25 protein-coding genes are annotated in these 23,358 nt (G+C 62.4%); 10 read left to right on the top strand and 15 right to left on the bottom strand.

Going from position 1 to position 23,358, the window contains the following annotated elements; genetic code table 11:
- Nucleotides 1-66: 66 nt before the first annotated feature.
- Entirely contained in the window at nucleotides 67-618 is a 552-nt protein-coding gene (locus AYK65_RS04905) for a phosphatase (RefSeq protein ID WP_026612798.1), read from the bottom strand.
- Between the two features lie 98 nt (nucleotides 619-716).
- Nucleotides 717-1,757 (bottom strand): zinc-dependent alcohol dehydrogenase family protein, encoded by a 1,041-nt coding sequence (locus AYK65_RS04910; RefSeq protein ID WP_026612797.1) that lies wholly within the window; start codon nucleotides 1,755-1,757, stop codon nucleotides 717-719.
- 153 nt (nucleotides 1,758-1,910) lie between these two features.
- On the opposite strand from AYK65_RS04910, the gene AYK65_RS04915 reads away from it, so the two are divergent.
- Entirely contained in the window at nucleotides 1,911-2,792 is an 882-nt protein-coding gene (locus AYK65_RS04915) for a branched-chain amino acid aminotransferase (RefSeq protein ID WP_081157984.1), read from the top strand.
- Here AYK65_RS04915 and AYK65_RS32880 read toward each other — a convergent pair.
- Nucleotides 2,756-2,929 (bottom strand): YdeI/OmpD-associated family protein, encoded by a 174-nt coding sequence (locus tag AYK65_RS32880; RefSeq protein WP_244559951.1) that lies wholly within the window; start codon nucleotides 2,927-2,929, stop codon nucleotides 2,756-2,758. The two genes, AYK65_RS04915 and AYK65_RS32880, sit on opposite strands and share 37 nt — an antisense overlap.
- 246 nt (nucleotides 2,930-3,175) lie before the next feature.
- Nucleotides 3,176-3,586, bottom strand: a complete 411-nt coding sequence (locus AYK65_RS04925) for a VOC family protein (protein WP_026612794.1) — start codon at nucleotides 3,584-3,586, stop codon at nucleotides 3,176-3,178.
- 246 nt (nucleotides 3,587-3,832) lie between these two features.
- Between AYK65_RS04925 and AYK65_RS04930 the strand changes: the two genes are divergently transcribed.
- Nucleotides 3,833-4,435, top strand: coding sequence for a superoxide dismutase (locus AYK65_RS04930; protein ID WP_026612793.1), 603 nt, complete (start codon nucleotides 3,833-3,835; stop codon nucleotides 4,433-4,435).
- A gap of 105 nt (nucleotides 4,436-4,540) precedes the next feature.
- Here the strand turns inward: AYK65_RS04930 and AYK65_RS04935 are convergent, their stop codons facing one another.
- Nucleotides 4,541-5,254, bottom strand: coding sequence for a helix-turn-helix transcriptional regulator (locus AYK65_RS04935; RefSeq protein ID WP_046118415.1), 714 nt, complete (start codon nucleotides 5,252-5,254; stop codon nucleotides 4,541-4,543).
- A 132-nt stretch (nucleotides 5,255-5,386) separates the two neighbouring features.
- On the opposite strand from AYK65_RS04935, the gene AYK65_RS04940 reads away from it, so the two are divergent.
- The 3 genes from AYK65_RS04940 (at nucleotide 5,387) to AYK65_RS04950 (ending at nucleotide 7,708) form a co-directional block, all read left to right on the top strand.
- Entirely contained in the window at nucleotides 5,387-6,025 is a 639-nt protein-coding gene (locus AYK65_RS04940; protein ID WP_026612791.1) for a LysE family translocator, read from the top strand.
- Nucleotides 6,026-6,240: 215 nt separating this feature from the next.
- Nucleotides 6,241-6,687, top strand: coding sequence for a c-type cytochrome (locus AYK65_RS04945; RefSeq protein WP_026612790.1), 447 nt, complete (start codon nucleotides 6,241-6,243; stop codon nucleotides 6,685-6,687).
- 106 nt (nucleotides 6,688-6,793) lie between these two features.
- Nucleotides 6,794-7,708, top strand: a complete 915-nt coding sequence (locus AYK65_RS04950; protein WP_081157985.1) for a c-type cytochrome — start codon at nucleotides 6,794-6,796, stop codon at nucleotides 7,706-7,708.
- Nucleotides 7,709-7,777: 69 nt separating this feature from the next.
- Here AYK65_RS04950 and AYK65_RS04955 read toward each other — a convergent pair whose 3' ends face one another.
- The 5 genes from AYK65_RS04955 to AYK65_RS04975 all read right to left on the bottom strand — a co-directional run bounded on the left by AYK65_RS04955 (nucleotide 7,778) and on the right by AYK65_RS04975 (nucleotide 14,287).
- Entirely contained in the window at nucleotides 7,778-8,278 is a 501-nt protein-coding gene (locus tag AYK65_RS04955) for a GNAT family N-acetyltransferase (RefSeq protein WP_046118413.1), read from the bottom strand.
- Between the two features lie 278 nt (nucleotides 8,279-8,556).
- Entirely contained in the window at nucleotides 8,557-8,970 is a 414-nt protein-coding gene (locus tag AYK65_RS04960) for a MerR family transcriptional regulator (RefSeq protein WP_026612787.1), read from the bottom strand.
- 84 nt (nucleotides 8,971-9,054) lie between these two features.
- Nucleotides 9,055-11,391, bottom strand: a complete 2,337-nt coding sequence (locus AYK65_RS04965) for a glucose/quinate/shikimate family membrane-bound PQQ-dependent dehydrogenase (RefSeq protein ID WP_081157986.1) — start codon at nucleotides 11,389-11,391, stop codon at nucleotides 9,055-9,057.
- 289 nt (nucleotides 11,392-11,680) lie between these two features.
- Nucleotides 11,681-13,186: a protein adenylyltransferase SelO gene (locus AYK65_RS04970; protein ID WP_081157987.1), complete on the bottom strand. Its 1,506-nt coding sequence runs from the start codon at nucleotides 13,184-13,186 to the stop codon at nucleotides 11,681-11,683.
- Between the two features lie 132 nt (nucleotides 13,187-13,318).
- Complete coding sequence (locus AYK65_RS04975) at nucleotides 13,319-14,287, bottom strand: homocysteine S-methyltransferase family protein (protein WP_081157988.1); 969 nt, start codon at nucleotides 14,285-14,287, stop codon at nucleotides 13,319-13,321.
- 216 nt (nucleotides 14,288-14,503) lie between these two features.
- Between AYK65_RS04975 and AYK65_RS04980 the strand changes: the two genes are divergently transcribed.
- Entirely contained in the window at nucleotides 14,504-15,124 is a 621-nt protein-coding gene (locus AYK65_RS04980) for a TetR/AcrR family transcriptional regulator (protein WP_026612783.1), read from the top strand.
- Between the two features lie 9 nt (nucleotides 15,125-15,133).
- Here AYK65_RS04980 and AYK65_RS04985 read toward each other — a convergent pair whose 3' ends face one another.
- From AYK65_RS04985 to AYK65_RS04995, 3 genes are all read right to left on the bottom strand, one after another.
- Entirely contained in the window at nucleotides 15,134-15,661 is a 528-nt protein-coding gene (locus AYK65_RS04985; RefSeq protein WP_026612782.1) for a DUF1697 domain-containing protein, read from the bottom strand.
- Between the two features lie 11 nt (nucleotides 15,662-15,672).
- Entirely contained in the window at nucleotides 15,673-17,781 is a 2,109-nt protein-coding gene (locus AYK65_RS04990) for a S9 family peptidase (RefSeq protein WP_046118409.1), read from the bottom strand.
- A gap of 104 nt (nucleotides 17,782-17,885) precedes the next feature.
- Nucleotides 17,886-18,806 (bottom strand): LysR family transcriptional regulator, encoded by a 921-nt coding sequence (locus AYK65_RS04995; RefSeq protein ID WP_026612780.1) that lies wholly within the window; start codon nucleotides 18,804-18,806, stop codon nucleotides 17,886-17,888.
- 144 nt (nucleotides 18,807-18,950) lie between these two features.
- On the opposite strand from AYK65_RS04995, the gene AYK65_RS05000 reads away from it, so the two are divergent.
- Entirely contained in the window at nucleotides 18,951-19,226 is a 276-nt protein-coding gene (locus AYK65_RS05000; protein ID WP_026612779.1) for a DUF2798 domain-containing protein, read from the top strand.
- Nucleotides 19,227-19,263: 37 nt separating this feature from the next.
- On the opposite strand, the gene AYK65_RS05005 is transcribed toward AYK65_RS05000, so the two are convergent.
- Nucleotides 19,264-20,151 (bottom strand): VOC family protein, encoded by an 888-nt coding sequence (locus tag AYK65_RS05005; RefSeq protein ID WP_026612778.1) that lies wholly within the window; start codon nucleotides 20,149-20,151, stop codon nucleotides 19,264-19,266.
- A 384-nt stretch (nucleotides 20,152-20,535) separates the two neighbouring features.
- On the opposite strand from AYK65_RS05005, the gene AYK65_RS05010 reads away from it, so the two are divergent.
- The 3 genes from AYK65_RS05010 (at nucleotide 20,536) to trhA (ending at nucleotide 22,372) form a co-directional block, all read left to right on the top strand.
- Nucleotides 20,536-20,958, top strand: coding sequence for a universal stress protein (locus AYK65_RS05010; protein ID WP_026612777.1), 423 nt, complete (start codon nucleotides 20,536-20,538; stop codon nucleotides 20,956-20,958).
- Nucleotides 20,959-21,015: 57 nt separating this feature from the next.
- Nucleotides 21,016-21,360 carry a TraR/DksA family transcriptional regulator gene (locus AYK65_RS05015; protein ID WP_026612776.1) on the top strand — a complete coding sequence of 115 codons (345 nt, stop codon included), beginning with the start codon at nucleotides 21,016-21,018 and terminating at the stop codon, nucleotides 21,358-21,360.
- Nucleotides 21,361-21,709: 349 nt separating this feature from the next.
- Entirely contained in the window at nucleotides 21,710-22,372 is a 663-nt protein-coding gene (gene trhA, locus AYK65_RS05020; RefSeq protein ID WP_026612775.1) for a PAQR family membrane homeostasis protein TrhA, read from the top strand.
- A gap of 34 nt (nucleotides 22,373-22,406) precedes the next feature.
- Here trhA and AYK65_RS05025 read toward each other — a convergent pair whose 3' ends face one another.
- Entirely contained in the window at nucleotides 22,407-22,904 is a 498-nt protein-coding gene (locus tag AYK65_RS05025; protein WP_026612774.1) for a hypothetical protein, read from the bottom strand.
- Between the last annotated feature and the right edge of the window lie 454 nt (nucleotides 22,905-23,358).

A 23,358-nucleotide genomic window follows, 5' to 3' on the forward strand; every position in this document is an offset into this window, starting at 1 on the left:
TTCTTTTACGTGGATCATGTCAAATCTTTGTGCGCTGCACAATGCCTCCGGCGCCGCTGCCATTGTTCAAGCTTTCCAAACCTTTGCCGGAAAGCGCAGCGCCTGTTTGGCAAGCTTGCCCTTGAAGCCGAGCGCCGCGTCGCAGAGCCCGACCACATGCCGGTTCGGCTTGGCCTCGGGACGAAGGGCGTGAAGCTCGGCCGCGGCATTTTCCGGCGCCACATAGCGCGCCAAAATGCCGAGCGTTAGCGCCGTCGAGCGCCCGATGCCTCTCAAACAATGGATCAAAAGATGCGCATCTGGGGGCAGCCTGTCGATGAAGGCGAATGTCGCGTCGATCGCCTCAGGGCGCGCCGCGTCGGGCGCGTCCGGGTCCGTGGCATCGCCGAAAAAAAGCTCCAGATGCCGCTCCGGCGGCAGTTCAATCATCGATAGAAGCCGCGTCGCGGGGGCACGAATGGAGATGAGATGCGTCGGCGCCCAGAGGCCGCGATTATGCCGCGCCTCCGTCTGCGAACTCACGATCACCCGCACCGGCCAGCCGCTTGGATGCGCCGGGTTGGCTCCGAGAACGGGCCGGTAGAGTTCGCCTTCCGTGGCTTGAGCCGCAAGCGCCATGACGGAACCTCCCTGATTCGTCTTGCTCGGCAAAAGGATAGCAGCGCCGGGAGGCGATCGGAATCCCCGCGCGGTGAGGGCGGCCTTATCCTCCGCCCTCAAAACCGTGTGATGACGCTGATGCCGAGATCGGTGGCGCGGTCCATCGCCACCAGCGCCGGCACCGCCTCCTCAAGCGAAATCTCCCGGCCGATCAGCCTTCGCGGATCGAGCTTGCCGGCGGTGATCATCGCGAGCATCGCGTCATAGCGCCACGCCTGCATGCCGTGGCTGCCGTAGATTTCGAGCTCGTGGCCGATCACCTGCGCCATCGGGATCTGAGGCGTCGCGTGCTCCGCAAGCATCAGACCCACCTGCACGTGGCGGCCGCGGCGGCGGAGATTCTTGATCGAGTTGAAGCAGGTGACGGGCGATCCGAGCGCGTCGATCGAGACATGCGCCCCGCCTTGCGTAATCTCCTTGACGGCGCCGGCGACGTCCTTCGTCTCGCGGGCGTTGATCGCGGCGACGGCGCCGAGCTTGCGGGCGAAACTCAGCTTCTCATCGGAAATGTCGATCGCGATCGGATTGGCGCCGAGTGCGGCGGCGATCATGATTGCCGAGAGGCCGACGCCCCCGCAGCCGTGCACCGCCACCCATTCGCCGCCCTTGACGCGCGCCTGATCGGCGATTGCCCGGAAGGAGGTGGCGAAACGGCAGCCGAGGCTGGCGGCGGTTGCAAAATCCATGCTTTCCGGCAAATGCACGAGGTTCTGGTCGGCAAAATCGATCGCCACATATTCGGCGAAGGAGCCCCAATGCGTGAAGCCCGGCTGGAACTGCGCCTCGCAGACCTGTTGGTTGCCGGAGCGGCATTCGCCGCAGCGCCCGCAGCCGGATACGAAGGGCACGGTTACCCGGTCGCCGACCTTGTAGCGCACAGCCCCGCGCCCGGTCGCCGCGATGGTTCCCGCCAGTTCGTGACCGGGGACATGCGGCAGGCGGATATCCGGGTCATGTCCCATCCAACCGTGCCAGTCGCTGCGGCAGAGCCCGCTTGCCTCGACCTTGATGACGACGCCCTGTTCGCTTGGCGTCGGATCGGGCAGCGTCCGGATCTCCGGCGTCTTTTCGAAAGCATCGTAATACATCGCTTTCATCGGCGATCTCTCCCTTGGCATTTTCGCCATTCTCGCACGGCGGTTCGGTGGGCTCCAGAATGGACGTCATGACATTTTTTGATGTACCCATTCACCCCAATTCTGCTTTTTCCGGCTAGAGCGAATAGAGGACGAGACGAGAAGGAGACGCCGATGGCCGTCGATACATCCCCCCGATCCATCACCTGGACCTATGTCGACGGTGAATGGCTTTCCGGCAATCCGCCGCTGATCGGGCCGGCCTCCCATGCCATGTGGCTCGGCTCGACCGTGTTCGACGGCGCCCGGTGGTTCGACGGCATCGCGCCGGACCTCGACCTTCACTGCCAGCGCGTCAATCGGTCCGCAGAAGCGCTCGGCCTCAAGCCGACCATGGCGGCGGAGGAGATCGAGGCGCTGACCTGGGAGGGCGTGAAGAAGTTCGACGGCAAGACGGCGATCTACGTGAAGCCCATGTATTGGGGCGAGCATGGCTCCTGGAGCGTCGTCGCGGTCGATCCGGAATCGACCCGCTTCGCGCTCTGCCTGTTCGAGGCTCCGATGGGCAACAGCCATGCCGGATCGGCGCTGACGCTCTCGCCTTTCCGCCGGCCGACGCTCGAATGCATGCCGACGGATGCCAAGGCCGGCTGCCTCTATCCAAACAATGCCCGCATCCTCAAGGAGGCGCGCTCGCGCGGCTTCGACAACGCGCTGGTGCGCGACATGCTCGGCAATATCGCCGAAACTGGTTCTTCGAACATTTTCATGGTGAAGGACGGCGTCGTCTTCACGCCGGCCGCGAACAGAACCTTCCTTGCCGGCATCACCCGTTCGCGCGTGATCGGCCTCCTGCGCGAGGCGGGCTTCGAGGTGATCGAGACGACGCTGACGATGGCCGATTTCGAGACGGCGGACGAAATCTTCACCACCGGCAACTACTCCAAGGTGCTGCCGGTGACCCGGCTCGATGATCGCGATTTGCAGGCCGGTTCGATCACAGCCAAGGCCCGCGATCTCTACATGGATTGGGCGCATTCGAGCGGCGACGCATAGGCCGTCGCCGTCTTGCCCTGTTCTCCGCCGCGTGGCCCGCGATAAGGCATGCGCATATACTCGCCGCCGGCCTTGAGTTCGTCGAGCATCTGGGCAATGCGTTTTTCGCGGGTTGCTTCACGCTTTGCCTGTGAAATCCAGCCGAGATAGTCGTTGCGCTGATAGGCCGGCGGGCCGCATAAGCAGTTTCGAGGCCCCGCTCGCGCAGCCGCGCCGCGATATCCTCCGGCATCGGCTGGATCGGGCGCTTGAGCCTGCCCGTGCTGTTCCCGGCCACTACGGCGCCGCGCGTCTTATCAGACGCGCAAACGTCCCTGGGGCGCTTTGAATACTGCATGTTTTTGTCCTTAAATCGGTTACGATTTGAGGAACATGCAGCAGGGTCACGGTTCGATCGGACGCACGACCACATCCGGCGAAGAGCGCGTCGCGGGACCGTGATAGACGGCCTCGACATTGTTGCCGTCCGGATCGAAGACGAATGCGGCATAGTAGCCCGGATGGTAGCTGCGCTCGCCGGGCGCGCCGTTGTCCGTGCCGCCATTGGCGAGGCCCGCGTCATAGAACCGGTGCACGGCATCCGGTCCGGCGGCCTGGAAGGCGAGATGGACGCGGGTCCGATAATCATCCGCCTGGTCGACGAAGAACTCGTCGAACGCAAAGAATGCGTCGGTCTCGTAGGTCGGCCGGTGGCCGAGCGCACCAAGCACTGCCTTGTAGAATCGCTTGCTGACCGCGAGGTCCTCGACGCGAAGATGCACGTGATCGATGAGCCGTCCCTGGTGGAATTCCATTCTCTCCTCCTGTGGCACGGTTAGGCCGGTCGTGGCCTCTCACTGTTTTAAGTAGGTTCGGAAAGTCGTGCGTCGAGACCCGCACGTCACCCGCTTGCCGAGGTTGTCGCTGCGTTTGCAAAGAAAGTATTTTTCGTGGGTTAGGGAAATTTTGGCACCGCATCGGTTGCCTCCGGCCAAGGCGCTGCCTATGTTCCCGCTCACAGATTTCCGTGACGAAATCCCATGCCAAGAGGAGATGCCACAATGGCTTTCGAATTGCCGAACCTTCCCTATGACTACGAGGCGCTCGCGCCCTATATGTCGCGCGAAACGCTGGAATACCATCACGACAAGCATCACCTCGCCTATGTGACGAACGGCAACAAGCTCGCCGAAGAAGCCGGTCTTTCCGACCTTTCCGTGGAAGAAATCGTCAAGAAGTCCTACGGCACCAATCAGCCGCTGTTCAACAATGCCGGGCAGCACTACAACCACATCCACTTCTGGAAGTGGATGAAGAAGGGCGGCGGCGGCACCAGCCTGCCGGCCAAGCTCGACGCGGCGATCAAGTCCGATCTCGGCGGCTACGACAAGTTCCGCGCCGATTTCATCGCTGCCGGTACCGCCCAGTTCGGCTCCGGCTGGGCCTGGGTCTCGGTGAAGAACGGAAAGCTGGAAATCTCGAAGACCCCGAACGGCGAAAACCCGCTCGTCCACGGCGCAACGCCGATCCTCGGCGTCGACGTTTGGGAACACTCCTATTACATCGACTACCGCAATGCTCGCCCGAAATATCTCGAGGCCTTCGTCGACAATCTCATCAACTGGGATTACGTCCTCGAACTCTATGAAGCGGCCGCGAAGTAAGCGGTTTCGCCCGTTTTCGGCAGAAAAATCGGCCCGGCCTTGCGCCGGGCCTTTTGGTTGCGGCTCGTGGCGGAACAGATTGCGGCGTGCTCCGGCGATGCTCGCCTACGCGTCCTCCGCCTCAAGCGGCCGCACCGCGTTCGTCTTCCAGCCGGCGATCCATAATTGTCTCAGCCGGTTGCCTTCGCCGCGGAAATAGGCGTCGACGGGCTCGCAATACTCCACGCGGTCGGCGCGGAAGTTGCGGATATCCTCGCGCAATTCGCACCAGGCGACCATCATCGCATGCTCGGAATAGTAGATGAGCGCCAGCGGCCGTACCGTACGTTCCGTCGCGCGGCCGAGCTCGTCGCGATAGTCGAGCGCCAGCTTCCGCTCGTCGCGGATCGCCCTGCGAATCATGGCGAGGTCGACCGATGGCGGCGGCGGCGCGATCGTCCCCCAGGCGTGCAGGGCTTGCGACTGAAACGCCTTGCGCAGGGGCTCCGGAACGGCGCCGGTGATCTTCTGGCTGACGCGTCGCGCCGCCGACTTCAGCTCCTCGTCGCCGGTGCGCGCCAGAAGGGCCAGCGCCAGCACGATCGCTTCCGTTTCCTCGATCGAGAACATCAGTGGCGGCAAATCGAAGCCGGGTCTCAGGATATAGCCGATGCCGCGCTCGCCCTCGATCGGCACGCGCATCGCCTGCAGCGCGACAATGTCGCGATAGATCGAGCGCGGCGTGACCTCAAGGGACTCGGCGATCACGGCCGCCGTCACCGGTTTGCCGGCAAGCCGCAATATCTGGATGATCTCGAAAAGCCGCGATGCCTTGCGCATGGCCGGACCCCCTTGTGCTGCAAAGGCTCCTGACAAGACCCTGTCAGTTGGACAGCGATATAGCATGTGCCAACGGATTGAAAAAACAGCAATCCGGTTTCGCACCTTATCCAAATTCTATGAGCAACTGACATGACCTACGCGGAAAACCTCTGGCTCTTCTTCACCCTTCTCTTCGGCATCATCATCGTTCCCGGCATGGATATGGTCTTCGTCCTGGCCAATGCGTTGACCGGCGGACGCACCTCGGGCCTATCGGCGACGGCGGGGATCATGGCGGGCGGCGTGCTGCACACGCTCTATGCTGCGCTCGGCGTCAGTGTCGTCCTGCATCTGGTGCCGCAGCTTTTCAATCTGCTGCTCGTTGCCGGGGCTGCTTATATTGCCTGGATCGGCTTCACCCTCATGCGCAGCTCGATCATCATCGGCGGCGTGGAGGGCGGAGCGCGGCTCACGCATTGGGCAAGCTTTCGCCAGGGGGCGCTGACGAGCCTGATGAATCCCAAGGCTTACCTCTTCATGCTTGCTGTCTATCCGCAGTTCCTGAAGCCCCAGTTCGGTCCGGTCTGGTCCCAGGCGGCCGTCATGGCGCTGATGATCGCGGTGACGCAGCTTGCCGTCTATGGCGGGCTCGCGCTTGCCGCGGGCCGCGGCCGCGATTTCATCGTCGGCACTCCGGCTGCCACGGTTGCGATCGGCCGCGCCGCCGGTTTCCTGCTCGTCGTCATCGCCGCCTTCACCGTATGGCAGGGTTGGGGCGGCGCTTCCTGAGCGCCGCGTTCCCGCAAGTATTAAACATGATTGTCCTTTTCATGTTTTTTGAAATCTTCGGATTGGCGCCGCGCCGTCAGGTATTGCGCGGCGAATTCCGCTGAAATGACAAGCACATCAACAAAATGTTACTTCCGTCGAAAAGCCGAAATGCCATCATGCCGGCGCTTCAACAGGACGCCGCTCGAGCGGGTTCGACTGACCGGGAGATCATGATGAGAGTGAGAGCTTTTATGCTTGCTGCAGCCTTGGCGGGTCTGGGCGTGACCGCAGTGACGGCAGCCGACGAGCCGCAGGCGGTACGTCAGCAATTAATGAAGAAGGTCGGTCAGGCCACAGGCGCTCTCAGCGGCATAGCGAAGGGCGAAAAGCCCTACGACGCCGAGATCGTCAAGGCATCGCTGGCGACGATCAGCGAAACGGTGAAGGTCTTCCCGAATCATTTCCCGGCGGGCTCGGAAACCGGCATGGAAACCGAGGCGAGTCCGAAGATCTGGGAAAACATGGAGGACTTCAAGGCGAAGGCCGCCAAGCTCGGCGGCGACGCGGAGAAGCTCCTCGCCGAACTTCCTGCCGACCAGGCCGGCGTCGGGGCCGCTTTAGGCGTTCTCGGCAAGGATTGCTCGAGCTGTCATGAGAGCTATCGCCTGAAGAAAGACTGACGAGACCATCTCCCGCCAATCTTGACCAGCAGATCACGGTCTGGTCGAAGGTGTGCCGGCTTGGCTGGCGCATTCTTGTCTGACGCGAATGCCTGAAGAGGTGCCGATGGGTCGGCGTAGAAGAAAGCTGCTCTTTGGTGTGCTCCTGCTCCCCGCGGTCGCCGCCGGCGCCCTTTGGTGGCTGACGAAGCCCAATCCGTGGGACGCCGCGCATTGGCAGGGACTTGGCGAACCGGACGTCGCCAATGGCGAACAGGTGTTCTGGGCCGGCGGCTGCGTCAGTTGTCATGCCGCTCCGAGAGCGCCGGAAGACCAGCGGCTGGTGCTTGCCGGCGGCCGAACGCTGAAGAGCCCCTTCGGCACCTTTTATCCGCCGAATATCTCGCCGGACGAGACCGCCGGCATCGGAAACTGGACACTCGCGGAGTTCGGCAATGCGATGACGCGCGGCGTCGGCAAGGATGGCGAGCATCTCTATCCGTCCTTCCCCTATGGCTCCTATTCGCGAATGACCGCGAAGGACGTAAATGATCTCTGGGGCTTCATGCAGACGTTGCCGAAGAGCGCCAATGTGGCGCCCCCGCACGACCTACCGTTTCCCTACAATATCCGCTTGGCGCTCGGCGGCTGGAAACTCCTGTTCCTCACCGACGAGCCGCGTGCCGACGTGAATACCGCCGATGCGAAGCTCGCCCGCGGACAATACCTCGTCGAGGGGCCAGGGCATTGCGGCGAGTGCCACACGCCCCGCAATGCGCTCGGCGGGTTCGAGGAGGGGAGATGGCTCGCCGGCGCGCCGAATCCCGAGGGCGAGGGTCGCATCCCCGACATCACGCCGGGCTCGAAGAGTATCGGCAACTGGAGCGCATCCGATATCGTCTCCTATCTCGAGACCGGCTTCACGCCGGATTTCGACACGGTCGGCGGCTCGATGGTCGACGTACAGAAGAACATGGCGAAGCTTCCACCTGCCGACCGCGAGGCGATCGCCGCCTATCTGAAGGCCCTGCCGGCGTCTTGATGCATGTCGCTCCTGCGTTTTACGGCGCTGCAGTGCGCAGCGGTCTTCGGACATGCATGAAACGACGAGCTAGAGCTTCTGCAGGTAGCGCATGCCGGTGACCGGGCGCGGAACGAAGCGCTCGGACTCGTAGAAGCGATGCGCCTGGAAGTTGCCGGTGGCGGCGCTGACGGAGAGGTATTCGCAACCGGCCATCTTCGCCTGTTCGCGGGCCTTGGCGACGAGATGGCGGCCGATGCCGGTGCCGCGGTGACCGGGGCGAACGTAGAGATGATGCAACTCCATCCCGCGCGCCCCTTCGACAGCCCGGTATTGCGGCACGAGGATCGCGTAGCCGATCAACGCACCGCCGGCTTCGGCGACGAGCGAGGTGATCCAGGGCGTGCGTCCGAAGAGGTCCCGCTCGAGTTGTTCGGGCGTGATCGGCGCGGCATCGCCGTGATGGGCGGCGAGTTCGGCGATCATCTCACGCAGCCCTGGGAGGTCACGCGGCTTCGCGCAACGGATCGTCACGATCGGTGCACGCATCGACGGAACGGCATGGAGATTGGGGGTTACGGTCTGCAGCATTCTCGGCTCCTCATGGTCCCGCCGCCATCAGGTGCCGTGAAAAACAAAAGCCGCCTGATGGCGGCCTTGTTGAATATGATCAGCAGGCCGCTCCTATCGGAACAGCCAAAAATATACGCAGGAAATGGGTGCGTTCTTGATCATGCGCGTAGATTGTCCATTTCCCGGAATTTGTCAACGAGGATTCTTCGGGGCCTACTGCATGATGCAGCGACTCAAAGTGCTACAGCGACCTTTGCGCGTCCGATTGGACGCGCGGCGCTGTAGCGGGACGCGGATCAATGCTCGCTCTCGCACAGCGAATGATCTGCGAGCGCGCGAATGACATAGCAGTCGCCGATCGTGTGATTGCCATGGCAGGCGACGATGCGCTCGAGTTCCTGCTCGAGCTTCTTCAGTCGGGCGATCTTCTCGCGCACGGAGGCGAGGTGCTCCGTCGCGATTCGATCCGCCTCGCCGCAGGGGCGTTCGGGATGTTCGCTGAGCGCCAGCAGGTCGCGGATCGCGTCGATCGAAAGGCCGAGATCGCGCGCGTGGCGGATGAAGGCAAGGCGCTCGAGCTCACGCTTCTCATAACGCCGCTGGTTGCCTTCGGACCGTTCCGGCGCAGCAAGCAGCCCCATCTGCTCATAGTAGCGAATGGTCGGAATTTTGACGCCGGTACGCCGGGCCAGGTCGCCAATCGTGTACATGCGAGCTCCATAGCTATAGCTTCTGGAGCTTTATATAGGCTTGTCGCCCTCGTCATCAACCATTCGAAAGACCTCGCGACGCTTCTACGGCAAGGTATACGCAATGACGTAGTCGCCCGGCTTGGTGCCGACCGAGCCGTGCCCGCCGGCAACCATCAGCACATATTGCTTCTGGCCGACCATGTAGGTCATCGGCGTCGCCTGGCCGCCGGCGGGAAGCCGCGCCTCCCAGAGCTGGTCGCCGGTGGTGAGATCGTAGGCTCTCAGGAAATTATCGACCGCTGCTCCCAAGAAGGCGACGCCGCCCTTGGTGATCATCGGTCCTCCGATTCCGGGAACGCCCAGCTTGAAGGGAAGGGGCAGCGGCGTCATGTCGTAGACCGTGCCGTTCTTGCGTTTGTAGGCGATCTTGCCGGTCCTGAGATCGGCGCCGGCGACAAAACCCCAGGGCGGCGCCTGGCAGGGGATCTGCAAGGGGCCGAGGAACGGGCCCATATAGACGCCGTAGGGCGCGCCTTCGTTGCGGTTGAGCCCCTGTTCACTGCCTTTTTCACCTTCGCCCTTCGGCGGAATCTCGTCGCGCGGCACGAGCCGTGACGTGAATGCGAGATAAGTCGGCATCCCGAACATCACCTGGCGTTCCGGATCGACGGCCACCGAACCCCAGTTGAAGACACCGAAATTGCCCGGATAGACGATCGTGCCTTCGAGCGAGGGCGGCGTGTAGCGGCCTGCATAGTTCAACGAACGGAACTCGATGCGGCAGGCAAGCTGGTCGAACATGGTGATGCCCCACATGTCGCGCTCCGTGAGGGGCGGCGGCATGAAGGTGAGGCCGGAGACCGGCTGCGTCGGTGCCGTGAAATCCTCGGAAATCGCGCCGCCCGGAGCCGGCACCTCCTCGACCGGAATGATCGGTTCTCCGGTCCGCCGATCGAGCACATAGATGTCGCCCTGCTTGGTCGGCCCGACGAGTGCAGGCGCCACGGTCCCGTCTTGCTTGGTGATGTCGATGAGGGCCGGTTGCGCCGGTACGTCCATGTCCCAGAGATCGTGGTGCACGGTCTGCCGGACCCAGCGCACCGCGCCGGTATTGATGTCGAGAGCGACAATCGAGGAGGAATATTTCTCCACATGCTCGCTGCGCCCCATGCCGAGCTGGTCGGGTACCTGATTGCCGAGCGGGACGTAGATCAGCCCGAGGCCCTCATCGACCGAGGAGACCGACCAACTATTCGGCGAATTCGTCGTATAGAACTGGCCGGGCGGCAGCGGTGCCGTCTGCTCGGGATTGCCGCTGTCCCAGTTCCAGATGAGCGCACCGGTATCGATGTCGAAGGCGCGGATGACGCCGGATTGTTCCTGTGTCGAGTAGTTGTCGTTGATGGCGCCGCCGATGATGATCTTGCCGGCAACCGCGACCGGCGGCGAGGTGGAGTAGTAGTAGCCGGCCGGATTATACCGCATGCCCTGTTCGAGGTGCAGGACGCCGTTATCGGCAAAGCTCGTGCAGACCTGACCGCTCGTTGCATCGAGCGCGATCAGCCGCGCATCCGATGTCGGCAGATAGACGCGCTCGGCGCAAGGGCTGCCGGGGGCGGCGGCCGGATCGGCCCAATAGGTGACGCCGCGGCAGGTTTGGTGCTGACGGTCCGGGTTCATGCCGGAATTGGAATCATACTTCCACTTCTCCTTGCCGGTCGCGGCATCGAGCGCGATCGCCCAGTTGTGCGGCGTGCAGAGATAGAGCGTGTCCTTCACCTTCAGCGGCGTCACCTGATAGGTGGTTTCGCTGACGTCTTCCGGCAGCTTCACGTCGCCGGTCTGGTACTGCCACGCAACCCGGAGGTTCGCGACGTTTTGCCGGTCAATCTGGTCGAGCGGCGAATAGCGCTGGCCGAAGAGAGTGCGGCCGTAATGATGCCATTCGCCGGGCGGTATGTTGCCGCCGAGATTGGGATTGGCGGCAACGACGTCGCCTGGCAGATCGCCACGGATGTTGTGCGGATCCTGCGTCATCGAGTAGAGCGCGACACCGATCGCAACCACGCTGGCCAGCATCAGCGGCCAGGCGTTGGCGCTGTAGCGCTCGCCCGTAGGGCTGACGAAGCCGAGCGGCCGCCGGATCCAGGGCGTGAGCAGCCAGAGCCCGAGGACGATGATCACTCCTCCTCGGGGTCCGAGCTGCCACCAGTCGAACCCCACCTCCCAGATGGCCCAGGCGAGCGAACCGAGGACGATCACCGAATAGACCCAGAGCGCCGCAGCGTTCTTGCGGAAAAGCAGGAGCCCCGTGACAAGGAACCCCAGGCCGGCGACGATGTAATAGGGGCTGCCGCCGAGCAGCACGAGCCTCGTTCCGCCGCCGACGAGCCCGAGGCCGATCAGAGCGAAGAGGATGGCCGTCGCAAGGATGGGCATGAATTCGAACTCCCCGAGGTTGCGGGACGCTGCGGCGCCGTCGAAGCATGCGCGTAGGTGTGAACGGATCCGGAAAGCTACCCGGCTGGCGCCGGAGCGCTGAAGCTTGTCTCCGCGGGCTCCCTACGTTCGCTCGCAGGTCCCCCCGCACTTTGCATACGCAGAGGCTGCTCTAACAATGTGAACGCTGCATCGTTCCCTGAAGCGTCCGCATTGATTGCAGAGGTAACGCGGACACACGCGCCCTTCAATAGCGCGTCGTGCAAGTGGAAAAGGCGGTCGGCTGCGATCACGTGCCGCAGAAGGTCTGCAGCACCTCTTCGCCGGGCTTCGGCGGCTCCGCATAGCTGGCGCTTTGCGGCTGAGCGTCATAGGGCTTGGCGGTTACGTCGAGCAGTGCCTCGAAGAGCGAGAAATCCGCGCCATCGATCGCTGCCTCGATCGCCTGCTCCACGCGGTGGTTTCGAGGGATGAAGGCCGGATTGACAGCGCGCATGGTTTGGGCTCGCTCGGCCGGTTGCTGCGATTCCCGCTCCAGCCGACGGCGCCAGTCCGTAAGCCACGGCGCCAGAGCCTCCGGATTGCCGAAGAGGCTCAAGAGCTGCGCATCGGCCTTCGCGTCTTCCGCGGATGCCGCAAGCCGCCGGAAGGTGAGGGTGAAGTCCGCGTTGCCCTTGTGCATCAAGGTGAGCAGCGACTGCACGAGTTCGAGGTCCCCGTCTTCCGCCATCGACAGGCCGATCTTGCGGCGCATGCCATCGAGCCAATGGTTTTGGAAGATCGAGCCGTATTCCGTGAGCACGTCGTTGGCGAGGTTCACCGCCCGGTCGGCCACGGGATCGAAGAGCGGCACGAGCGTTTCGGCGAGACGGGCGAGGTTCCACTGGCCGATCGCCGGCTGGTTCGCATAGGCGTAGCGGCCGAACTGGTCGATCGAGCTGAAGACTTTTTTCGGGTCGTAGGTGTCCATGAAGGCGCAGGGACCGAAATCGATGGTTTCTCCGGAGATCGTCATGTTGTCGGTGTTCATCACCCCATGGATGAACCCGATATGCAACCACCTTGCAACCAAGGCCGCCTGGCGCGCCGCGACCGCCTTGAACAGGGAAGGATAGGGCTTCTCGTCGTCCTTTAGCTCGGGATAGTGGCGGTCGATCACGTAGTCGGCAAGCGTCTTGACCGATTCCATGTCGCCGCGCGCGGCGAAGAACTGGAACGTGCCGACGCGAATGTGGCTCGCCGCGACCCGGGTGAAAACGGCGCCCGGAAGAATCTGCTCGCGATAAACGGGCTGCCCGGTGACGGTTGCGGCGAGCGCACGAGTCGTCGGCACACCGAGCGCATGCATCGCCTCGCTGACGATATATTCGCGCAGCACCGGACCAAGGGCTGCCCGTCCGTCGCCGCGGCGAGAATAGGGCGTCTGGCCCGACCCCTTGAGCTGAATGTCGCGGCGTCGACCGTTCCTGTCGATCACTTCCCCGAGCAGGATCGCGCGACCGTCGCCGAGCTGCGGGACGAACGTGCCGAACTGATGGCCGGCATAGGCCATTGCGAGGGGCTCCGCACCCTCCGGAACCTTGCTGCCCGAGAAGATCGCGGCCCCGTCGCGTTCGAGCGCTGCGATATCGAGCTGAAGCTCTTCTGCAAGCGTTCGATTGAGCTTGATCAGCCAGGGTTCCGCCACCGGCGTCGGCTCGACGCGGGCATAGAAGTTGGCAGGCAGCCGGGCATAGCTGTTGTCGAAGCGGAACGGCGACGTACCGGAGGCCTGTTGCGAGGATATCTGGTTCATGACACTCCAGCGGCGGTGCTGAGGGATTTCCGGCCGCCCTTTCCCGACGAGTCTACACGAGCCGTTCGCTTTTCGCGAGGTCGGGGGTTTGCCCCTCCCGCCGCCTTGGCGGGAGGGCAGGAGTGTGCGTTGTCATGCGCTGAGCGCGGAAAGCGGCAGGCAGGCCTCGCATATCGCCGCGATATGGCGATGATCGGTGCCACAGCAGCCGCCGAGAATCCGCAGGTGCGGCATGCGGCCGGTCAATGTGCGATAGCGCCGCGCGAGATCGCTGATGTCGCCAATGTCCAGTGTCTCGCTTTCATCGAGTTCGGCATGGCTTTTCGTCGAGGCGTTGGCGCGGATGCCGCCGATCCGCCGCACCCAGGCCTGACGCTGGTCGAGGCTCTGCTCGAAGTGGCTCGGATGCGCGCAATTGATCATGTAATAGTGCGGATAGCCGCCGGTCTCGGCGTCCACTGTTTCCACGGCCTCCTGGAGGGAGCGGCCCGTCACCAGCCGCCCGTCGGTCTCGACGGTGAACGAGATGGCGCAAGGCATGCCGTGCTTCCTCGCCGCTCTTGCCACGCCGATCGCCTCGTCAACGTTCGTCATAGTGACCGCCGTCACCATGTCGGCTTCGCTGTCGGCAAAGGAGGCAACCTGGGCAGCGTGGTAGTCCTCCGCTTCTTTCGCATTCATCAGGCCGGCCTTGTAGCCGTCGCCGCGCGGACCGATAACGCCGTTGAACACGAGTGGCACCTGAGGCCGCTCGTACTGCGCGCGCAGTTCCGTCAGCAAATAGACCGCGTCGCGATTGACCTGATCCAGGGCTTGAGCATCGTAACCGAGTTTCGCCCCCCAATCGGCGTTGGCGCGCCATGTGGCCGTGTCAAGAACGAATCCGGTATCATGGCATCGGGCGATTTCCAGATAGCGCGTGTAATAGCGCAGAAGCTGCCGGCGGCCTTCAGGCGAGGACAGCAGAACGAAAGACGCGAAATGCGGCAGATCGGCTCTCTCGTGAAAGATCAGCGCCGTCTCCATGCCGCCGTCGCTGAGAAAAATGCCTCCTCGCAGAAGCGGCAGGTCGTGTCGGTACTTGGCGAGTTCGTGTTCCATCGTTCCCTCCTGTTCTTAGCGGACGCTCCGGTGCGAAGTCGGAAGAATTTCTGCCGTTTTATCGTCTGCTAAACTAGCCGGCTTGCGGTACACTATGGCCCAATAATCCGCATACCGATGTTACATTAGGAACTTGGCATAAGATCCCGGCGACAGGCGAATGGCTCGCCGCCGACTTCCGAAGCGAAAACTGTACTGACGGTACAGGAGCGCACCATGCGAAAGGGCAGGGAAACGCGCGCGAAGATCCTCGATGCCGCCGAAGCCGCAGTCCTGGCAAAGGGGTTCGGAGCGACCTCGATCGACGAACTGATCGTCGAAACGGGCATCACCAAGAGCGGTTTCTTCTACCATTTCCGCGATAAGAATGAGCTCGCCAAGGCATTGCTCGAGCGCTACATCGAGAATGACGAGCGCATCTACGACGAGATCTTCGGACGGGCGCGCGAACTTGCGGATGATCCGCTGCAGGCTTTTCTGATCGGCCTCAAGCTTCTTTCCGAATTGCTCTCGGACCTGCCGAACGGTCATCCCGGCTGCCTCGTTGCCACGATGTGCACGCAGGAACGCGCCTTCGATCGGGAAATTCGGGAGATCAATCGGCAAGCGGCGCTGATGTGGCGCCGCCGCTTCGGCGCCATGTTCCGCGACATCATGCAGGTTCATAAGCCGCGCGAGCCGCTCGATGCCGATCAGCTTGCCGATATGGTCTCGACCGTCCTCGAAGGCGGCATCGTGCTGTCGAAGGCGCTCAAGGAGCCGAAGAGCCTGCCGGATCAGGTGCTCGTCTTCCGCACTTTCGTGCGGCTGCTCTTCCAGCCTGCCGGTCAGCCTTGAAAAAACCGATCAGGCTTGGCCCTCCTCCATCGCCGCCGCCATTTCCGCAAGCTTGCGCACGGTGTTGAGGTTGCGCGCCGTGCCAGGCTTCAGCGCCGGCAGCTTGAGCTTCGATCGTCCGGATCCGTTCGGATAGTGGACGTAAATTTCCCGCCCGTGGATCTGCACCTCTTCTCCACCCGGCGCCACGAGCTTGTCGAGCGCGTCGGCCGCCGTCGGTTCAGGCAGGAAGGTAACGAGGAGCAAGTTGGGCTTGGCATGCGGAAAAGGCGCTTGCGACACGACCGCATCGAGTTCGCGCCGGCTGCGCAGCAGAACGCCCGGAGCCTTGCCCATCCGCTCCGCCAGCGCCGACTCGAGCCCTGCCTGCACCTCTGCCTCGCTGAGCTCGGACCGGAAGAGCACGTTGCCGCTCTGGATGTAGGTCTTGACGTCCGCGAAGCCGAGCCGTTCACAAATCGCTTTAAGTTCGGCCATCGGCAGCGTGCCCGTACCGCCGACATTGACCGCTCTGAGCAGCGCTACATAGACCGGCACCGGCTCTCCCCCTACATCTTCCCTGCAACCTTGATGGCGAAGGCATATTCGAAGGCGATCTCCTCCAGCCGTTGGAAGCGGCCCGAAGCGCCGCCATGACCGGCGTCCATGTTCGTCTTCAAGAGGATCGGCTCGTTGCCGGTCGTGTTCTCGCGCAGCTTCGCCACCCATTTGGCCGGTTCCCAATAAGTGACGCGCGGATCGGTGAGCCCGCCGAGCGCCAGGATCGCCGGATAGGGCTTGGCCTCTACATTGTCGTAGGGCGAATAGCTGGCGATGATATTGTAGAACTCCGCGCTCTCGATCGGATTGCCCCATTCGGGCCATTCCGGCGGAGTCAGCGGCAGCGTGTCGTCGAGCATGGTATTGAGGACATCGACGAAGGGGACAGCGGCGATGATGCCGCGGAATTTCTCCGGCGCCATATTGGCGATCGCGCCCATCAGCATGCCTCCGGCCGAACCGCCCTCGGCGACGATGTTCGCGTAAGAGGTGAACCTCTGCTGATTCAAATAGTCAGCCGCGGCGATGAAGTCCTTGAACGTATTGCCCTTCTTCGCCATCTTGCCGTCTTCGTACCATTGGAAGCCCTTGTCTTTCCCGCCGCGGATATGGGCGATCGCATAGACGAAACCGCGGTCGACGAGTGACAGGCAATTGGTGTTGAAGCTGGCCGGGATAGTAATGCCGTAGGCGCCGTAGCCGTAAAGCAGGCAGGGTGCGGAACCGTCGAGCGGCGTATTCTTGCGGTAGAGAAGCGTGACCGGGATTTCCGCGCCATCCGGAGCCGGAGCGAAGACGCGGCGGGTCACGTAGTCGTCGGGATTATGGCCGGAGGGAACCTCCTGGGTCTTTAGCAGCGAGCGCTCGCGCGTCTGCATGTCGTAGTCGAAAAGCTGCGAGGGCGTCGTCATCGACGAATAGGAGAAACGGATGACGTCGGTGTCGTATTCGGCCGCTCCGGCGAGACCCAGGGAATAGGCTTCCTCGGCAAAGGCGATCGCGTGTTCCTCGCCGGTCCTGCGGTCGCGGACGACGATTTCCGGCAAGCCATTGCGGCGTTGTAGCCAGACGAGATGGCGAGCATAAGCCATGTGGCTGAGGATCAACGTGCCCGGCCGGTGCGGCACGACCTCGCGCCAGTTTTCCTTCTCAGGTGCCTCTACGGGCGCTTCCATGATCTTGAAATCCTTGGCCCCGTCGGCATTGGTGAGAACATAGAAAACGTCACCACCCTCGGTCATCGAGTATTCGAGACCCGTCACGCGCTCGGCCACGAGCTTCGGTTTGGCGGCCAGATCCCTGGTCGGGATGATCCGGTATTCGCTGGTCTGGTGGTCATGGATGTCGATAAAGATGAAGTCGTCGAGTAGCGAGCCGCCGACCGACATGAAGAAGCCCGGGTCTGCTTCCTCGTAGACGAGCCGGTCGTCGGTCTGCGGCGTGCCGATGACGTGATGATAGATCTTCGACGGCCGGTGGTTTTCGTCGAGCACGGTATAAAAGAAGCTCTTGCCGTCCGGTGCCCAGGCGCCACCGCCACCGGTATTTTCGATGACGTCGGTAAGATCGTCGCCGCTCGCAAGGTCGCGCACCTTCAGTGTGAAATACTCCGATCCCTTGTCGTCGTACCCCCAGATCCCTCGCGAGTGGTCGCTCGAATGATCGAGGCCGGCGATGCGGAAATAGGCCTTGCCCTCGGCCTCTCTGTCACCGTCGAGCAGCACCTGGCGGATCGACTCGTCATGTGCGGCTCCGTTGCGCGGAATTCGAAAATAACGCGGATGCTCGCCGCCCTTCACGTAGAATGTTCCGTAAGCGAAGGCGCCGTCCTTCATCGGTACGGAGGAATCGTCCTCCTTGATGCGGCCGCGCATCTCCGCAAACAGCGTCTTCTGAAGGTCCTTGGTGTCCGCCATGGCGGCGTTCATGTAGGTGTTTTCCGCTTCAAGGTGCCTGCGGATTTCCGGATCGAGGATCGAAGGATCCTTGAACATCGCTTGCCAATTGTCGGCCCTAAGCCAAGCGTAATCGTCCGTCCGAGTTATGCCGTGGCGGGTATCCGCAACCGGTTTCTTCGGGGCGACGGGTGCGGCGGGCAGGTTCTTGAAAACGGACAAAGGGTGTCTCCGGGATCGGTTCTATGGGGAACAATGAGATAGAGGCGGCCATCACCACGATCAAGCGGAAAGCGGTCGAGGGTGTGACCGGCGAAAAGCCACTGTCACCACCGCCCCTTCAGCGATTGCACCGCATGCTCGATGAAGGCGCGCACCTTCGGCGTCTCTGCGTGCCGGTCGAGGAAGCAGGCATAGAAATCAAGGGGCTCATGGGCAACGCTGGCGATGCCTTTGGTCGTATCGCCGCCGAAGAGCGGCACCAGCAGGCCTTGTTCGATCAGCGGATTGGCGATGAAGGCGCCGAGCCGCGTGACGCCCGCGCCCGCGATCGCCATTTGGGCCAGCGTGTCGATGTCGTTGCTGATGATCGTCGAGCGCAGTTCGGGCTCGAAGCGCAAGCCGTCCCGCACAAAGCCCCAGCGGAACAGCCGGCCATCGACCGCGAAACGGTAGGTCAGGCAGTCGTGATGCTGCAGGTCGTCCGGCGTCTCCGGACGGCCGCGCCGGTCGATATAGGCGGGGGCGGCGCAGATGATCATAGGCACCGAGCCAAGCTTGCGCGCAATAAGGCCCGGTTCGAGCTGTTGGGCGAAGCGCACGCTGATATCGATCCCTTCGCCGATATGATCGATGCTGCGATCGGTGATCACGAGCTCGATCGACACATCCGGATAGCGTGCGGCGAAGGGCGGAACGAGGGGCGAGATGACATGGCGGCCGAAAGCCACCGACGAGGAGATCTTTAGCTGCCCGCGGGGTTCCTCGTGAAGAGCCGAAACGGCCGCTGCCGCCTGTTCCAGATCGTGAATGACGCTGCGCACGCGATCATAGTAGAGACGCCCGCTCTCGGTGAGACCCAGTTGGCGGGTGGTCCGGCTGAGGAGCCGCGTGCCGAGCGTTCGCTCGAGTCTTGCGATGTTCTGGCTCGCCGCGGCCGGCGTGATGCCGAGTTTGCGGGCGGCCGCCGCGATGCTGCCTTCCTCGACGCTCCGCACGAAGCTCTCGATGCCACGCAACGTGTCCATAATCTATTCCATCGAATTGGGATCATTATTCGATAGTTTTGCCTAATTCTGAACAAGGCGGCAATGGGCTACCGCACGCTCGGTGCGGCCGTATAGTAGCGGCAATCCCGATGGAGCATTCCTCCGACCTTTCAGGAGTTTTCAATGTCCGAAGATACGATGCCGCGGCTTCGCGCCGCGCGTAACCGCAAGCTGCCGTCCAGAGCCGTGCCCGTTGCCTTCGCCTTCTTCATGTCGGCGATCATGGCTTTCCTCATGTCCGGCGTGATCGTCGCCGCCAATAGCGGTATCGATGCGGACTATCCGGCACGGGTCATCGGCGCCTATGCGCTCGCCATGCCGGTTGCCTTCGTCTGCGTGCTGATCGTCCGGCCGCTTGTCCTGCGGCTCGTCGCCATGGTCTGCGACATGCCGGCCTAAGGCCGGTCGCAAGCCCCGCCTGCGGTGAGTGCGGCGCCTATGGTGCAAGTTTGAGACCGATGCCCCACGGGTCCGTGAGACTATGGATGCCGTTTTCGCTGTTGACCGCTATTTCGAGCGCGTCAAGCTTCCGGATCACTGCGGCGAGCACCGCCGCATCGTTGAAACGGATCGTATAGTCGACGAGACCGGTCATCTTGCCTTCGCGTTTCGGGGCGCCGCGCGAGTTCCAGATGTTCGCAGCAACGTGGTGATGGTACTTGCCTGAGGCGAAGAAGCTCGCTCCCGGGTAACGGGCCATGAGATCGAGTCCCAAGGCATCGCGGAAGAAGGCGTCCGCCTGGGGGATATCCGAGACCTGCAGGTGGATATGGCCGATCGTGGTGCCGTCGGCGAGGCCGTTCCAAGCACCCTTCGGGGCCTCGTCGTAAAGGGCTTGCAGGTCAAGCGGCAGCGTCTTCATCGCCACTGTGCCGTCCTCCTGGTAAGTCCACTCGTCGCGCGGGCGATCGCGATAGATCTCGATGCCGTTGCCCTCGGGATCGGCGAGGTAGATCGCTTCGCTGACCAGGTGGTCGGATGCCCCTTGCAGGCGCACCCCATTCTCGACGGCATGTGCCAGCCAGCGGCCGAGTTCCTTGCGGCCGGGAACGAGGAACGCATGATGGAAAAGACCGGGCGCGCTACGGGGTGCCTTCGCCGCATTCCCGTCGCTCGTCAGCGTCAGCAAGGGCCTTCCGGCGGCGCCGAGCGTTACACCGCTCTTGCTCTCCTCAATCGGCGAGAGGCCGACGATCCGCTGGTACCAGGCCGATACCGCCTGCAGATCCTGGACGACGAGATGGGAGCGCTCGACAAAAGCCGGCATCGCGATCGCGTGGTCGGCCGGAAGGCTGGTCGTTTTCGGTCCTGCTGTGTTTTCCATTATCTTCGCCTTTCGGGTGGGGCGACGCCCGCCCGATGTCCTTCAAACTGTAACCCAATATGAGCACGTGAATACGTTCACGAAAGCTATTATATTACTTGATGTTGTGTTCGACGAACGTTGACAGTCATGGCGGACGCTCTACCTCATCATAGGGCAATGCGAGCGCACGAGCGGCGGCCGATTTGATTTCAATCAATGCTCGGACTGCCGCCTTTGCGCAATTTCTGGTCGGCGCGGGAGGAGGGGATCTGAGGCGGTTTTCGCCCGTATCCCGCGTAGGGAATTGAGTTGGCTCAAGCCAAGATCATCGTAACTTAGGGGATTGGCCTCGCATGTCGCGCCGGCGACCCGGAGGAGGGCCAGAGAAGGAACGTAGCGGTTATGTACAAGAAGATCATCGTCCCGATCGCCATGGATCAGTTGGAGCACGGCGAATCTGTCCTCCGCATCGCAGAAAAACTGATTGACGAAGGAGGAGAAATTATCCTGCTCAATGTCGTTGAGGACCTGAATGCCTATGCCCAAGGCTACATGATCGTCGATTTTCCACTCGAGATGATCGAGGAATCGCGCAAGCACGCGGTCAAGACGCTGGAGGCGCTGAAGACCAAGCACGGCATCAAAGGGCGCATAGAAATCCGCACCGGCGGAGCGGCCGGTACGATCAATGCTCTTGCCGAGGAGGAGAATGCCGATCTGGTGATCATCGCGTCGCACCGTCCGGGTCTGATCGACTATTTCATCGGTTCGACCGCCAGCCGCGTCGTCAGCCATTGCCCCTGCGCGGTCCTCGTCGATCGGTAATGCCAAAAACAAAAGGCGGCGCAGCCGAACTGCGCCGCGACTCGAAGGAGCCCCGCAATGGACAAGTACGCGCTTGACGATTTTCGCGAACAGCTTCTGCGCCGCAAACGCGAACTCAATGGCCGGCTACGAAAGATCGAGGAAGATCTCGACCAGCCGATGAACGCCGATGTACCGGATCGCGTCACGGAACGAGAAGGGGACGAGGTGCTGGAAGGCCTCGGCCTTGCAGGCCAGGGCGAGATCCGCGCGATCGACGCTGCACTCGACCGGATTGCGGCTGGGACCTTCGGTATCTGCGCGCGTTGCGGCGATCCGATAGCGCCGGAAAGATTGCGCGCCGTCCCGCACGCGCCGCTCTGCCAGACCTGTGCCGCCGAGGTCGCAGGAAGGGCGAGATAGCGTTGGCGCTTTCGCGCCGTCCGGTGCAACCGTCACGCAAGCGATGTTGCTCTGATCGTGCCTCGTGCGGGCGTTTGTGCACGGGGCACGCGGCTTCGAATCGAAGTCCGGCAATTGTTGTAATCCGTTGCAAAATTTGATCCTTTCGCCCTGTCCTGGCGCTTTGCCAGGGGCTCGCTCTGTGGCACGATGAGTTGCAGCGGGATGGGAGACTGGGCCGTCGTCTCGGAGCTCCTCCTCCCGTTCATACTGTTGAAAGAGGGCGCGATCGGCGGCTAACGACGAACGGGAAGCATCGTCGTTTCGACGCAGCGCATGCGGATATCGGGACCGAAGCGGGAGGGGCCTCGTGGATATCGGCGGCGTAAAATGGAACTATGACCGATCGGAGTTGATCGCCGATGGGATTGTCCACGGGATCGGGCTTTCCGCCGCACTCGTTGGCGTGACTGCCTTGATATTTTATGCGACCGTCTGGAGCACCTCGGGTCAGCTTGCCGCTGCCTCGGTCTATGGCGCCGGTCTCATCATCACGCTTTCGGTCTCCTTCCTCTACAATCTCTTTCCGATCTGCCGGACCAAGTGGTTGCTGCGTCGCTTGGATCACTCCGCCATCTTCGTGTTGATCGCCTCGACCTATACGCCGTTTCTGCAGCGCGGCTGGGATGACCCCTTCCTGTTCTCGATGCTGATCGGCATCTGGGCAATTGCGATTGCCGGCATCGTGATTAAGTGCCTTCTCCCGGGCCGTTTCGATCGCCTGGCGATCCTGCTCTATCTGGCGATGGGCTGGAGCGGCCTTCTCGCTGCGCGATCGCTATTCGCGGCCCTCAGCGAAACGACGCTCATTCTCATCGTCGTCGGTGGCGTCATCTACACGATCGGCGTGATCTTTCACGTCTGGGAGCGCCTGCGCTTTCAGAATGCGATCTGGCATGGCTTCGTCGTCGCAGGGTCGGCCGTACATTATTCGGCGGTTCTCACCTGCATCAGCGGCGCGACCGTATCCTGATCAACTGGAGTGCCGACAGGGCTCGCGTTTCGGCTCAATCGGGCGCAGCCTGGCAGCCTTCCGACGGCCGCAACGCTTCGGCCATGCGCGAGATGACGCCGTCGAAGCTTGTGAGCTTGCTCTTGCGGTACTGCAGTCTGAAATAGGCGGCGCTGCCGTCGCACAGCGCGATTGCCCGGGCATAGAAGATGTCATTGTCGCGCGCACCCGAGAAGCTGGCCCAAGCCGGCGTGATGCGCGAAAAGATTATCCGCCAGTCGTCCTGCTTCTCATAGCCGATCCGCTCGGCGACGTCCGTTTCAAAGTCACCGTCAGGCGGATGGGTGCCGAACACCATTAGCGTCGCACCGTTATCGTCCGAAAGAAAGCTCGCGCCATCGCCGTTGTCAGGCTCCTGACGCAGCTCGAATCCGGGCGGTATGTCGACTGTGTAGCCGAAGCGGGGATTGGCATAGGGATGCCAATCGTCGTCGGCTGCGGCGGGCAGGGCAAGCGCCGGAAGGAGAACAGCGGCAATAAAGGCACGACGCATGCGGGGACGTCTCCTCGGCTTATTCGACCTGCAGCCATTCCTTCCGAGCGCGGCCCCCTACGGCGCCGCGCGTCTTATCACACGAAGGCCGCTGTAGCACTTTGAACTACTGCACGTTTTTATCCTTAACTCGGCTCCGATTTAAGGAAACATACAGCAGATGCGTGAAGGTCGCTGCGAGTGCGAGCTGCTGGTTCATTCTATCTCAAATCGATCCCGTTTTAAGCACCATCCGATATCGATGCGTCGGCCGCTGCAGTTCCCGCCGGAACAGCGGTCAACCCTCCTCGAAGATCATCACCGCCTTACGAGTCCTTCCCTCGATCGGCCGGCGAATTGTTGCGCTTTGCACAGTATATCCGTCGCACAACTCCGTTCACGCCCGATTTCTCTTGAGGCGGAACCGCCCTTCTTCTATGTCCGATGCAAGCTTGACCGAATGATCAAACCAGAA

It is taken from the genome of Ensifer aridi (assembly GCF_002078505.1).
Taxonomy (GTDB): Bacteria; Pseudomonadota; Alphaproteobacteria; order Rhizobiales; family Rhizobiaceae; genus Sinorhizobium; species Sinorhizobium aridi.